This window comes from Aliirhizobium sp. YIM B11859 (assembly GCF_057163345.1).
In genome coordinates this window covers 201,873-213,968 of sequence record NZ_JBXHAY010000008.1, presented here as the reverse complement: position 1 = coordinate 213,968, position 12,096 = coordinate 201,873, and the positions used below count along the sequence as shown (strand labels likewise).

10 protein-coding genes are annotated in these 12,096 nt (G+C 61.5%); 9 read left to right on the top strand and 1 reads right to left on the bottom strand.

What is annotated here, in order from left to right; all coding sequences use genetic code 11:
* Nucleotides 1–25 precede the first annotated feature (25 nt).
* The 9 genes from AC2GXZ_RS26175 to AC2GXZ_RS26135 all read left to right on the top strand — a co-directional run bounded on the left by AC2GXZ_RS26175 (nt 26) and on the right by AC2GXZ_RS26135 (nt 11,217).
* The gene (locus AC2GXZ_RS26175) at nt 26–1,771 is read left to right on the top strand and encodes an acetolactate synthase catalytic subunit (protein ID WP_483762164.1); all 1,746 of its coding nucleotides are present in this window, start codon (nt 26–28) and stop codon (nt 1,769–1,771) included.
* A 46-nt stretch (nt 1,772–1,817) separates the two neighbouring features.
* Complete coding sequence (locus AC2GXZ_RS26170) at nt 1,818–3,020, top strand: ABC transporter substrate-binding protein (RefSeq protein WP_483762163.1); 1,203 nt, start codon at nt 1,818–1,820, stop codon at nt 3,018–3,020.
* Between the two features lie 101 nt (nt 3,021–3,121).
* Nucleotides 3,122–4,009, top strand: coding sequence for a branched-chain amino acid ABC transporter permease (locus AC2GXZ_RS26165; RefSeq protein WP_483762162.1), 888 nt, complete (start codon nt 3,122–3,124; stop codon nt 4,007–4,009).
* 106 nt (nt 4,010–4,115) lie between these two features.
* A complete protein-coding gene (locus AC2GXZ_RS26160) occupies nt 4,116–5,834 on the top strand; it encodes a branched-chain amino acid ABC transporter ATP-binding protein/permease (RefSeq protein WP_483762237.1) in 1,719 nt (572 codons plus the stop codon).
* Nucleotides 5,821–6,525, top strand: a complete 705-nt coding sequence (locus AC2GXZ_RS26155; protein ID WP_483762161.1) for an ABC transporter ATP-binding protein — start codon at nt 5,821–5,823, stop codon at nt 6,523–6,525. The genes AC2GXZ_RS26160 and AC2GXZ_RS26155 overlap by 14 nt, the downstream gene beginning before the upstream one ends.
* 2 nt (nt 6,526–6,527) lie before the next feature.
* A complete protein-coding gene (gene fabG, locus AC2GXZ_RS26150) occupies nt 6,528–7,337 on the top strand; it encodes a 3-oxoacyl-ACP reductase FabG (protein WP_483762160.1) in 810 nt (269 codons plus the stop codon).
* A gap of 30 nt (nt 7,338–7,367) precedes the next feature.
* Nucleotides 7,368–8,204 (top strand): shikimate dehydrogenase family protein, encoded by an 837-nt coding sequence (locus AC2GXZ_RS26145; RefSeq protein WP_483762236.1) that lies wholly within the window; start codon nt 7,368–7,370, stop codon nt 8,202–8,204.
* The gene (locus AC2GXZ_RS26140; RefSeq protein ID WP_483762159.1) at nt 8,201–9,613 is read left to right on the top strand and encodes an FAD-binding oxidoreductase; all 1,413 of its coding nucleotides are present in this window, start codon (nt 8,201–8,203) and stop codon (nt 9,611–9,613) included. The genes AC2GXZ_RS26145 and AC2GXZ_RS26140 overlap by 4 nt, the downstream gene beginning before the upstream one ends.
* Entirely contained in the window at nt 9,610–11,217 is a 1,608-nt protein-coding gene (locus AC2GXZ_RS26135) for a GMC family oxidoreductase (protein WP_483762158.1), read from the top strand. The genes AC2GXZ_RS26140 and AC2GXZ_RS26135 overlap by 4 nt, the downstream gene beginning before the upstream one ends.
* A gap of 145 nt (nt 11,218–11,362) precedes the next feature.
* On the opposite strand, the gene AC2GXZ_RS26130 is transcribed toward AC2GXZ_RS26135, so the two are convergent.
* On the bottom strand, nt 11,363–12,016 hold the full coding sequence (locus tag AC2GXZ_RS26130; protein WP_483762157.1) for a flavin reductase family protein: 654 nt from the start codon (nt 12,014–12,016) through the stop codon (nt 11,363–11,365).
* Nucleotides 12,017–12,096 lie beyond the last annotated feature (80 nt).

Here is a 12,096-nt window from a genome sequence, read left to right as displayed (position 1 = left end):
TCCTGTTTAGGGAGAGGAAATGGGTATGAACGTCATGAGCAAGCCAGAGCCGCAGACATCCGCCAACAACATGACCGGAGCGCATGTTCTGGCGGCGGCTCTCAGCCGCCACGGAGTGAAGGAGGTTTTCGGGCAGAGCATTCCGTCCGCGCTGTTCCTTGCCGCACCCGATTACGGCATTCGGCAGATCGGTTACCGCACGGAAAATGCAGGTGCCGCGATGGCGGATGCATTCGCCCGCGTCTCCGGCAAGGTTTCCGTCGTCACGGCGCAGAATGGCCCGGCAGCGACCCTCCTGGTTCCCGGCCTTGCGGAAGCGCTGAAGGCTTCGATCCCGATCGTCGCCATCGTGCAGGACGTTGCCCGCCGGTTTACCGACAAGAACGCCTTTCAGGAACTGGATCATTTCGCCCTGTTCGGTGGGGTCGCGAAATGGGTCCGCCGCATCGCCGATCCCGCCCGCATTGACGACTATGTCGATATGGCCTTCGCTGCTGCCGCGACCGGCAGGCCTGGACCTGTCGTCCTGCTCGTGCCGCTCGACGTTCTGGATGAACGGCCGGATATCGACCCTGCCGCGCCGCGCCGCGATGCGACGCTTGGCACATTCCCGCTCGATCGCACGGTCGCGGATCCGGCCCGCATTGCGGAGGCCGCGAAGCTGATTGCCGAGGCTGCACGGCCGATCGTGATCGCCGGCGGCGGCGTGCATGCCTCGCAGGCGACGGCGGAAGTCGCCGCCCTGCAGGCGCTGGGTCTACCCGTGGCGACGACGGTGATGGGCAAGGGATCGGTCGATGAGACCAATCCGCTCTCCGTCGGCGTGGTCGGTTATTTCATGGCGCCGCGCGGACGCTCGTCGCATCTTCGCGATCTCGTCACAGAGGCTGACGTCGTACTGCTGGTCGGCAACCGCACCAACCAGAACGGTACCGACAGCTGGTCGCTCTATCCGAGAAACGCAAAATTCATCCATCTCGATATCGATGGTGGCGAAATCGGCCGCAATTACGAAGCGCTGCGGCTCGCCGGCGACGCCAAATTGACTGTCGCAGCTTTGACGGAGGCCTTGAAGGGCCACGACCTTTCCGCGATTGCCGGCCGCCGCAAGGGGCTGGAGGAGAAGATCGCCGCCGGTCGCGCCGCCCATCAGGACGACATGAAGGCTCTGGTGAACATGGACGCCGCGCCGGTCCGTCCGGAAAGGCTGATGGCCGATCTCGATACGGTTTTGACGCCGGAAAGTATCGTTGTTGCCGATGCGAGCTATTCGTCGATCTGGGTTGCCAACTTCCTGACCGCCCGCAAGGCCGGACAGCGCTTCATCACGCCGCGCGGCATTGCCGGTCTCGGTTGGGGACTTCCCTATGCGCTCGGCGCCAAGACGGCGCGTCCCGATGCACCGGTGATCTGCCTTACCGGCGATGGCGGGTTCGGCCATGTCTGGTCGGAAATGGAAACCGCGCGGCGCATGAAGCTGCCGGTCGTGTTGATCGTGCTCAACAACCAGATCCTCGGTTATCAGAAACATGCCGAACTCAGCCTGTTCGGCAACTTTACGGATGTCTGCGATTTCGAAGCCGTCGACCATGCAGCGATCGCCAAGGCGGTCGGTTGCCGCGGTGTGCGCGTCGAGAAACCGGGGGACTTCCTGCCGGCCCTGAAGGAGGCGCTGGCCGCCGATACATTGACCGTGATCGACGTCGTCACCGACGAGCGGGCGCATCCGCCGATCACCAGTTTCCAGGGCAAGGAGGCGCTGGACTACTGACCGCAGTCGCATTGCAGCAGATCACGGCTTTTCACGGGAGGAAAAGATGAAATTGCCGAACTTGTTGAAAATGACCGCCGCAGCGATCGTGCTGTCGGCATCCGCAGCCCATGCCGACGTCAAGTTCGGTGCGCTTTATCCGTTCAGCGGTCAGCTCGCGCTTCTCGGGGAGGAGAGTGCGCGGGGTCTGGAGATCGCCGTCGACGAAATCAACGCCGCCGGCGGCATCCAGGGCGAGAAGGTCGTTCTGATCAAGGGTGACGCCGTCGACAACAACCAGGCGATCGGCGAAGCCCGCCGGCTGATCTCGCTGGAAAAGGTTTCCGCGATATTCGGTACCTATTCGTCCGCGCGCTCTATCGCGGCAAGCCAGGTCGCCGAGCTGTCCGGCATTCCATATTTCGAACTCGGTGCCGTTGCCGACGAAGTAACGAGCCGCGGCCTCAAATACATGTTCCGCACCAACCCCTATGCAAAGGACATGGGCAAGCTGGTGATCGACATGGTGGTCGACAAGGTCGCACCCGGTCTCGGCAAACAGCCGGGCGATCTCAAGATCGGCATCATCTACGAGGATTCGAGCTATGGAACCTCGGTTTCCAAGCACGAGGCGGAATATGCCAAGCAGAAGGGCCTCAACATCGTTTTGTCTTCGGGCTATCCGGCGGCAACGGTGGACATGTCGTCGCTGGTGCTGCAGCTGAAGCAGGCCGGTGCCGATGTGGTGCTGCAGACCTCCTATCAGAATGATTCCGTCCTCTTCCTGCAGCAGGCAAACGAGGCCGGCTACAAGCCTGCCGCGGTCATCGGTGGCGGCGGCGGTTATTCGATGCAGCCGACGGCCGATGCAGTGGGCCATGACGTGATCGAAAACGTGCTGGATGTCGATTTCACCCAGTTCCTGGTCAATACCAAGGCGACACCGGGCCTCGAAGCCTTCGTCGAAGCTTACAAGAAGAAATACGGCATTGCGCCGCGTTCGGGCCACTCGCTCAACAACTATGTCGGTGCCAAGGCGCTGCTGCAATCGATCGGCAAGGCCAAGGGTTTCGAGCCCGACACGATTGTCGAAGCGGCCAAGGCCATCGACATTCCCGACGGCCAGACGGCTGCCGGTTATGGCATCAAGTTCGGCGAAAATGGTCAGAACGAGCGGGCCGCAATGATGGGGATGCAGTGGCAGGGCGGCAAGCTCGTCGCCGTTTATCCCGATGCCGCCGCCGTCACCAAGCTCAACGTCGCCAAATAAGCTGGGCGCAAAGGGGAGCGGCTCGCGTCGCACCCCAAACGACAGGCTGTCGGATCTCGGTCCGGCAGCCGTTCGGCCCGCGTTTTGCCGGAGGAGGCATCATGGAAACGTTTCTGCAAGTGCTCGTCAGCGGACTGATGCTCGGGGCGCTGTTTGCCATCGTCAGCGTCGGGCTGACCCTGATCTTCGGCATCGTCAAGGTGGTCAATTTCGCCCATGGCGAATTCCTGATGCTCGGCATGTATCTTGTCTATCTGTTCACGACCAAGCTCGGCATCCATCCGCTGCTCACCTCGGTGATCGTGGCGCCTTTGCTGTTTGTGGCAGGTGTGGCAACGCAGAGGTTCATCATCCAGCCGCTGATGTCGGCGCGGGACGATCATATCCAGATTTTCGCAACCGTCGGTCTTTCGACGGCGCTGATCAACCTGGCACTGCTTGTGTTCGGGGCCGACATTGCCAACACGCCGTCATCCGGGCTGCGCACGCCGATCACGATCGGCCCGGTGCGCGTGCTTTCGGGCCAACTCGTCATTCTCGCGGTCTCGATTCTGCTGGTCATCGGTTTGCAGGCTTTCCTGAAACGCACCCAGACGGGTCGCGCCATCCGTGCTGTGGCGCAGAACAGGGCAGCGGCGCAGCTGATGGGCATCAATGTCAACCGCATCTACATGCTGACATTCGGCATCGGTGCGGCCTGTGTCGGGCTTGCTGCCTCGATGGTGGCGCCGCTCTACCCGACCTCGCCGAATATCGGCACCTATTTCGTGCTGACAGCCTTTGTCGTCGTGGTCCTCGGCGGGCTCGGCTCGCTGACTGGCGCATTCGCAGGCGCGATGATCATCGGCCTGATCGACTCGTTTGCCGGCTTCTATATCGGATCGGACGTCAGGGAAGTCGTCGTCTTCGGCGTATTCCTGCTCATCCTGATCCTGAAACCCTCGGGGCTGTTCAGCAACCGCCTCTCCCTTTCACACGTTTCGCCCTGAGGGCGCCATGAGGAAGACCGTGACAGACACCACGCTCGACACCGCCATGACACAAGCGCGCCCGAACACGCTGCCCTGGAAACGGATCGGCTTCTTCGCGACGAGCATGCTTGCGCTTCTGATCATTCCGATCCTGATCGGCGACCAGTTCATCTCGCATATCTTCGTCACCATCTTCATCTTCGCCGGTCTCTCGACCGCCTGGAACATAGTTGGTGGTTATGCCGGCCAGTTGTCGCTCGGCCATGCGATCTTCTACGGTATAGGCGCCTATGCCGGGATCATCCTGATGAACCTCGGCATATCGCCCTGGCTCGGCATGTTCGTCGGCGCTGCCGTCTCGATGGTCGTGGCTGTTGCCATCAGCTATCCCTGTTTCAGGCTGCGCGGGCCGTTCTTTTCACTGGCGACGATCGCCTTTCTCGAAGTGTTTCGCGTGCTCGCGCTGCATTTTCGCGATCTGACCGGTGGTGCGACCGGGCTGATGATCCCGCTGAAATTCGGCTGGGAATGGATGGTCTTCCGTGATCGCACCCCCGGCCTGCTGATCGCCTTCGGCATGCTGCTGGTGGCACTCGGCGTCGCCTGGTGGATCCGCTCGCACCGGCTCGGCTTTTATCTTGTGGCCACCCGCGAGCGGGAAAGCGCCGCTCAGGCGGCCGGCGTCAATACGGTCAAGGTGCGGCTGATCGCGGTCGCTGCCTCGGCAGCACTAACGGCGATGATCGGCACATTCCACGCCATGTATCTCACCTTCATCGACCCGAGTTCGGTGTTCTCGCTGACGACGTCGATCCAGATTGCGATGTTTGCACTGATCGGCGGCATCGGCACGATCTTCGGCCCGCTGGTCGGCGCGCTTTTCCTTGTGCCTTTGTCGGAGCTTGCCCGCGGCTGGCTCGGCGCCCAGGCGCTTGGCCTGCATGGCTTTGTTTATGGCGCCGTGCTGGTGCTGGTCGTGCTGTTCATGCCGAACGGGATCGTTGGTCTTGCGGGACGGTTCTTCGCTGGCAAGAATGATGAGAAGAAGGTTCAGGCTGCACCGATCGCGGCCGTCGCCCGCACCAGCCGGCCGCCGATCGGAAACGATCTTCTGGTCGTCGAGCATCTCGACAAACATTTCGGCGGGCTGCATGTCACGCGCGATGTCAGCCTGACCTTGAAGGAAGGCGAGATCCTCGGCCTGATCGGCCCCAACGGAGCCGGCAAGACAACCGTCTTCAACATGATCTCCGGTTTCCTCAAACCCTCCAGCGGCACGGTGAAGGTTCGCTCGGAAGATGGATCGATGATGATGCCGGTGACGCCCGGCGATTTCGCCGCCATCGGCGTCGGCCGCACCTTCCAGATCGTCCAGCCGTTCGCGGCGATGACGGTCGAAGAAAACATCATGGTCGGCGCTTTTCATCGCCATTCGGATGTCAGGGAGGCGCGTGATGTGGCGCGTGAGACGGCACACCGCATGGGGCTTGGGCCTTATCTCAACGCCGAGGCGAGAGGATTGACGATCGGTGGCCTGAAACGTCTCGAAGTCGCCCGTGTCATGGCGATGAAACCCCGCATCCTGCTGCTCGACGAGGTGATGGCCGGCATCAACCAGACGGATGTCCGCCGTGCCATCGACCTGATGCTATCGATCCGCGACACTGGCGTGTCGATCATCGCGATCGAGCATGTGATGCAGGCGGTGATGTCGCTTTCCGACCGGGTGATCGTCTTGAGTTCCGGCCAGATCATCGCCGAGGGCAAACCGCAGGATGTGGTTCGCGACAAACAGGTGATCGAAGCTTATCTCGGAAAGGATTTCGTCCATGCTGAGGCTTGAGGGCATTCACGCCGGCTACGGGCCGACGACGATCCTCCATGACGTATCGCTAGAGGTGAAACGCGGCGAGGTGGTGACGATCGTCGGTGCAAACGGCGCCGGCAAGACGACGACACTGCGCACCATCGCCGGGCTGATCCAGCCGACCGAAGGCCGGATCTTCTTCGAGGATCGCGATATTACCAGCATGCCGGCCCATGAGGTCGTCGATCTCGGCATCACGCTCATCCCCGAGGGGCGGCAGCTTTTTGCCGACATGACGGTCGAGGAAAACCTGCTGATGGGCGCCTACCGCAAGGAGGCGCGCAGCCGGCAGGCCGAAACGCTGGAGCATGTGCTCTCCCTGTTTCCGCGGGTGCGCGAGAGGCTTGCCCAAAGTGCCGGATCGCTGTCCGGCGGCGAACAGCAGATGGTCGCGATCGCCCGCGGCATGATGGCCCGGCCGCATATCCTGATGTTCGATGAACCATCGCTGGGCCTTGCTCCGATTATCGTTCAGCAGGTGTTCGAAGTAATCGAGGCGATCACCTCGACCGGCACGACCGTGCTGATCGTCGAACAGAACGTATTTAACACGCTGAAAGCCTCCGACCGCGGTTACGTGCTCGAAAACGGCAAGATCGTGCTTTCCGACACGTCGGAAGCGCTGCTGACCAACGACCATGTCCGCCAAGCTTATCTGGGAATTTGATCATGCCGCAGAGAGAAGAAAATCCGCAATCCATCGCCACTCGCCCGAGCCATGCGGGCCGGAATGTCCTCGTCACCGGTGCCGGTCGGGGGATCGGTCGAGCGATAGCCCTTGGCTTCGCTGCACGAGGCGCGACCGTCGGCGTGGCCGACATGAACGAGGCGGATATTGCCGAGACGGTCAGGCTGATCGAGGCAGAAGGTTACGGAAGCGGTGTACCGCTGATGCTCGATGTGGCAGATTATGACGCCGTATCGTCGACACTGGACAAGGCCGCGGCCAAGATGGGCGGCGCTTTCGATACTATCGTCAACAATGCCGGTATCTCGCCCAAGCATGACGGCGTCGCCCACAAGGTCTGGGAAATGGATCCGGCGGAGTGGAACCGCGTCGTCGCGGTTAACCTGACGGGAGCCTTCAACACGATCCGGGCGCTGACGCCATCGATGCGGCAGGCCGAGCGCGGGTGGATCGTCAATCTGTCCTCGGTTGCCGGCAAGACCTATTCACCGATCGTCGCTTGCCATTACGCGGCGACGAAATCGGCGCTGATCGGCTTCACCAAACATCTGGCGGCCGAGCTCGGGCCGTTCGGCATCCGCGTCAATGCGCTGGCACCTGGCCGTATCGAGACGCCGATGGTGCGCGGCGTGGCGAAGGAGATCAATGACGAGCAGGTGAAGATGACGCCACTTGCGCGCCTTGGCCAGCCGGAAGAGGTGGCGGATCTCGCCATCTATCTGACCTCGCCGGAATCGAGCTTTGTCACCGGCCAGACGATCGACGTCGCCGGCGGGCTTTACATGACCTGAGCCGCGCCAGGCAAAATGGACATGACAACAATGCAGATCGAGCGGGCCGACATGCGTGAAAAAGCCGACCATGAGATCACTGGCCGTACCCGGATATACGGAATCCTTGCGGATCCGATCTATCATGTGAAGACACCGCAGGTGATGGCCGAGGTATTCCGCCGTCATGCACTGGATGCGGTGCTGATACCCTTCCACGTCAAGCCGGAAGGCCTTGCGACGCTGGTCCATGGCTTGTCGGCGATGGAAAATTTCGGCGGCTTCATCGCCACCGTGCCGCACAAGCCGGCCATGCTTGATATCTGCGACGAGATTACCGACGAGGCGCGGTATATCGGGGCGGTCAATTGCGTTCGCCGCGAAGCGGATGGAAGAATGATCGGCACGATGTTGGACGGCATCGGTTTTGTCGTCGCGCTCAGGACTGTCACCGATTACGATCCGGCGGGCAAAGCCGCCTATATCGCCGGTGCCGGCGGCGCGGCCTGCGCCATCGCCTTTGCGCTCGCTGACGCCGGTGTAAGCCGCCTGACGATCGCCAATAGAAGCCTCGACAAGGCGGAAGCGTTGGTTGCCCGGCTGAGAAAAATCCATCCGTCGCTGGAGCTTTCGACCGATGCCCGATCGGTTGCCGAACACGATCTTGTCGTCAACGGCACGTCACTCGGCATGAAGCCGGAGGATGCCCAGCCACTGGATTTCTCGCTTCTCTCCCCGGATCAGGTCGTTGCCGATGCGATCATGGACCCGGTGATGACGCCGCTTCTCAGCGCCGCCGAGGTCAAGGGCTGCCGCATCCAGCGTGGCCTGCCGATGCTTCAGTGCCAGATCGAACTGATGGCCCGGCATATGGGAGCAATCGGATGACGGACTTTCGTCCGCTTCTCGACGAATTGCGCGGGATATGTGGTGAGAACCATGTCCTGACCGCCACTTCGGATGTCGAAGCTTACGCCATGGACTGGAAGCGCAGCGTCAAAGGTACGCCGCGCTGCGTCGTGCGGCCGGCGAACACGGCAGAGGTCGCCGCGATTATCAAAGCGGCCGGGAGCTATGGTATGGCGATCGTGCCGCAGGGCGGCAATACCGGTCTGGCAGCCGGCGCCACGCCGGGAAACGACGGCGATGAGATCGTGCTGTCGCTTGGCCGCATGAAGGCGATCCGTGATCTCGATCCAGTCGGCATGACCGTCGAGGTGGAGGCTGGCGCCATCCTGCAGACGGTCAGGCAGGAGGCGGAAAAACACGGCCGGCTGCTGCCCGTCAGTCTCGCTGCGGAAGGTTCGGCGATGATCGGGGGGATCGTTTCGACCAATGCCGGCGGCATCAACGTGCTGCGTTACGGTATGACCCGTGCGCTGGTGCTGGGGCTCGAAGTCGTGCTGGCCGATGGGACGGTCGTCGATGGGCTGCGTCATCTGCGCAAGGACAATGCCGGCTACGACTGGAAACAGCTTTTTATCGGTGCCGAAGGGACGCTCGGTATCGTCACGGCAGCAGTGTTGCGGCTTGTGCCCTTGCCGCGCGAAAGCGTCACCGCGCTTTTGTCGGTCGCCGATGTCGAGACGGCGCTCGGCTTTTTCGCACTGGCTCAGGACGTGGTTGGCGATGCCCTGTCCGCCTTCGAGCTGATCTCGGCCACCTCGATCGGTCTTGTCGAAAAACATGCCGGGCTGAAGAGCCCGATCGCCGCCGGCGAATGGTACCTGCTGGTGGAAGCATCCTCCAGCCTATCCGGGCTTGAAACGGCCATGGAAACATTGCTGACGGAGGCCTTCGAAAAAGGTCTGGCACTGGATGGCGTCGTTGCCGCAAGCCGCCAGCAGGCGCAGGCGCTCTGGGCGCTGCGCGAACATGTCACCGAGGCGGAAGCCCGTGAAGGTGGCGGGTTAAAGCACGATATCTCCGTGCCGCTCAAAGCGATGGTGGACTTTCTCGTCGAGGCCGGAGAGGCCGTTACCGCTGTTTGCCCCGCTGCCGGCTTCAACGTCTTCGGCCATCTGGGGGACGGCAACCTCCACTACAATGTGTTGTTGAACGGTGCGGCGGATCACGAGGCGGTCAATCGTGCTGTCCATGACACGGTCGTTCGTCATCGTGGCTCCATCTCGGCCGAACATGGGATCGGGCGTTACCGGCTTTCCGAATGGTTGCGCACCAAGGCCGAGCCCGAGCAGCGCCTGTCGCGCGCGATCAAGCAGGCGATCGATCCGGGCGGCCTGTTCAATCCCGGTAAGCTGTTGCCGAAGACGTCGATCGAGGGAGGCACGGAATGACCCCGGAACCGGAGGCCTGGGACTACATCATTGTCGGCGGCGGCAATGCCGGCTGCGTGCTGGCCGACCGGTTGACCGAAAACGGTCGCCATAAGGTCCTGCTGCTGGAGGCCGGAGGTGCCGCGCGCAGCATCTGGATCGGCATACCGGCGGGTTTCTCCAAGCTGCTCGTCGATCCGGTTTATAACTGGCGTTTCAAGTCGGAGCCGGAGGAGGCGACCAACAACCGGGTGATTTCGGTCCCGCGGGGCAGGGGGCTCGGTGGTTCGACGCTGATCAACGGAATGATCTATGTGCGCGGGCAACAGCAGGATTATGATGGCTGGGCGCAGGCGGGTTGCCGTGGCTGGAGTTTCGACGACGTGCTGCCCTTCTTCCGTAAGCTTGAGGATTTCGACGGGCCGCAAAGCCCGTTGCGGGCCCGCGGCGGGCCGCTGCCGCTGACCACGGTGGCACTCAGGCCGACGATCGGGGAAGCCTTCATCACGGCCGCCGGAGAAGCCGGTTACCCCCGTAACCCGGACTACAATGCCGAGAGCCAGGACGGGTTCGGCTATTATCAGGTCAACCAGAAAGACGGCCGGCGGGTGAGTGCGGCAGACGCCTATCTGAAACCGGCGATGAAGCGCTCCAATCTCAGGGTGTTGACCGATGCCCATGTGCTGAGCGTCGATCTTGACGGCAGCCGTGCCACCGGCGTCACCGCACGGGTCGGTGGAACAGAGCGTCGCTTCGTCGCTAAGGGTGAGGTGATCCTGGCTGCGGGCGCCGCTCAGACGCCGCAATTGCTGGAGCTTTCGGGCATCGGCAATCCCGATATTCTCCAGAACCTCGGCATCCCGGTTAAGCACGCGCTTGCGGGCATCGGCGAAAACTATATCGACCATTTCTGCACGCGCATGAACTGGCGGGTGAAGCAGCCGGTTACGCTCAACGAACAGACGCGGGGTCTGCATTTGGCGCGCGCCGTCGCGCAATATGCCGCGACCCGGAAAGGCATTTTGACACTCGGGACGGGGCTTGTGCATGGCTTTGTGCGCACCCGCGAGGGACTGGCGGGGCCGGATGTCCAGTATTTCTTCATGCATGCGAGCTACGCCAATGCCGCCGAGCGTATCCTCGACAAACATCCGGGCATGACGATCGGTGTCACCCAGCTTCGGCCGCAGTCGCGCGGTTCGATCCATGCTGCCTCGCCCAATCCTGATATCGGTCCGGTCATCCGCCCGAATTTCCTCGCGGTGGAGGAAGATCGCAGGGCGATGGTGGAGGGCATGAAGCTTGCCCGGCATATCGTCGAGCAGCCGGCGATGGATGCGTACCGCGAAAGCGAGACGAGCCCGGGTAACAACTGCCGCAGCGACGAGGACTGGCTTTCCTTTGCCCGTGCCAACGGTCAGACAATCTACCACATTTGCGGCACCTGCAGCATGGGCAGCGATCCGGGCGCGGTGACCGATCCGACGCTGAAAGTGAACGGCATCAAAGGCCTACGGGTCGTGGATGCCTCGATCATGCCGACCATGGTTTCTGGCAACACCCAGGCAGCGGTGTTCATGATAGCCGAGAAGGGAGCAGACCTAATCCTTTCAGAGGCAAGATAATCAGGCCAGAAGAAAATTTAAGCATACTCATTGGGCGCAATCATCGCGCCAATAGTTTTTTGCACGAAAATCACCAGTGCAGCACGGCTCTCGGTTCGACTTGGCTCACGAGCTTGCATCGGCCTAAACGGACGTCCTACGCTGGTCAGACAAGGGTCTTATCCCTCGAGGCTGATCCTATATCTCCTACGGTGAGCGGTTTGATATCGAAACGGTCTCTCGTGGTTGAATAGCTACTGCCCCCCATCCGTCCGACGGCGTCGAGGATTGTGGGGTCGATGTGGAAACGCTCGTTGACGATATCGCTTCTAAATTGTGCGGCGACGATCTCTCCGAGAACTACTTCGCGAGATTGGCCCAGATCGATAAAGGAATGGAGCCGGCATTCCAGTGCAGCGGGAGATTCGGCGATTGCCGGAGATGCGACCTTGCTGCCCGCACGGAGGGTCAATCCCGCCATTTCGACTTCGTTGACATGTTCATCGAACGGGATAGCTGTGATGTTCATCGCATCGGCGAGCGCATGGGAAACTATGTTTACCGTGAAGACGCCGGTATCTCGGATGTTGCGGGCAGTGTCTTTTGAGCGGCCATCGGCTCGATATTCGACGCCCAGCCCGATGATCGGCGGATCGGAACTGAGGCAACCGAAGAAGCTGTAGGGCGCAGCGTTCGGTCGGCCTTCGACATCAACCGTCGTAACCCAGGCGATCGGCCTCGGCACGATCGTGCCGATCATGATCTTGTATTTGTCGCGAGCTTCGATTTCTGAAAAGTCGATGGTAATCGTGTCTGTCATTGGTCTGCTTGAATTCCTGAATTTGGATCCCTCCGGCCATGATCACGGCCGAAGGGGAGGAGGGCTTGCCTTTTCGGGCA

Bases quoted from the DNA above. Each gene is read 5' to 3' on its own strand.
- AC2GXZ_RS26175 (WP_483762164.1), top strand. From the start codon at position 26: ATGAACGTCATGAGCAAGCCAGAGCCGCAGACATCCGCCAACAACATG.
- AC2GXZ_RS26170 (WP_483762163.1), top strand. From the start codon at position 1,818: ATGAAATTGCCGAACTTGTTGAAAATGACCGCCGCAGCGATCGTGCTG.
- AC2GXZ_RS26165 (WP_483762162.1), top strand. From the start codon at position 3,122: ATGGAAACGTTTCTGCAAGTGCTCGTCAGCGGACTGATGCTCGGGGCG.
- AC2GXZ_RS26160 (WP_483762237.1), top strand. From the start codon at position 4,116: ATGCTTGCGCTTCTGATCATTCCGATCCTGATCGGCGACCAGTTCATC.
- AC2GXZ_RS26155 (WP_483762161.1), top strand. From the start codon at position 5,821: ATGCTGAGGCTTGAGGGCATTCACGCCGGCTACGGGCCGACGACGATC.
- fabG (WP_483762160.1), top strand. From the start codon at position 6,528: ATGCCGCAGAGAGAAGAAAATCCGCAATCCATCGCCACTCGCCCGAGC.
- AC2GXZ_RS26145 (WP_483762236.1), top strand. From the start codon at position 7,368: ATGCAGATCGAGCGGGCCGACATGCGTGAAAAAGCCGACCATGAGATC.
- AC2GXZ_RS26140 (WP_483762159.1), top strand. From the start codon at position 8,201: ATGACGGACTTTCGTCCGCTTCTCGACGAATTGCGCGGGATATGTGGT.
- AC2GXZ_RS26135 (WP_483762158.1), top strand. From the start codon at position 9,610: ATGACCCCGGAACCGGAGGCCTGGGACTACATCATTGTCGGCGGCGGC.
- AC2GXZ_RS26130 (WP_483762157.1), bottom strand. From the start codon at position 12,016: ATGACAGACACGATTACCATCGACTTTTCAGAAATCGAAGCTCGCGAC.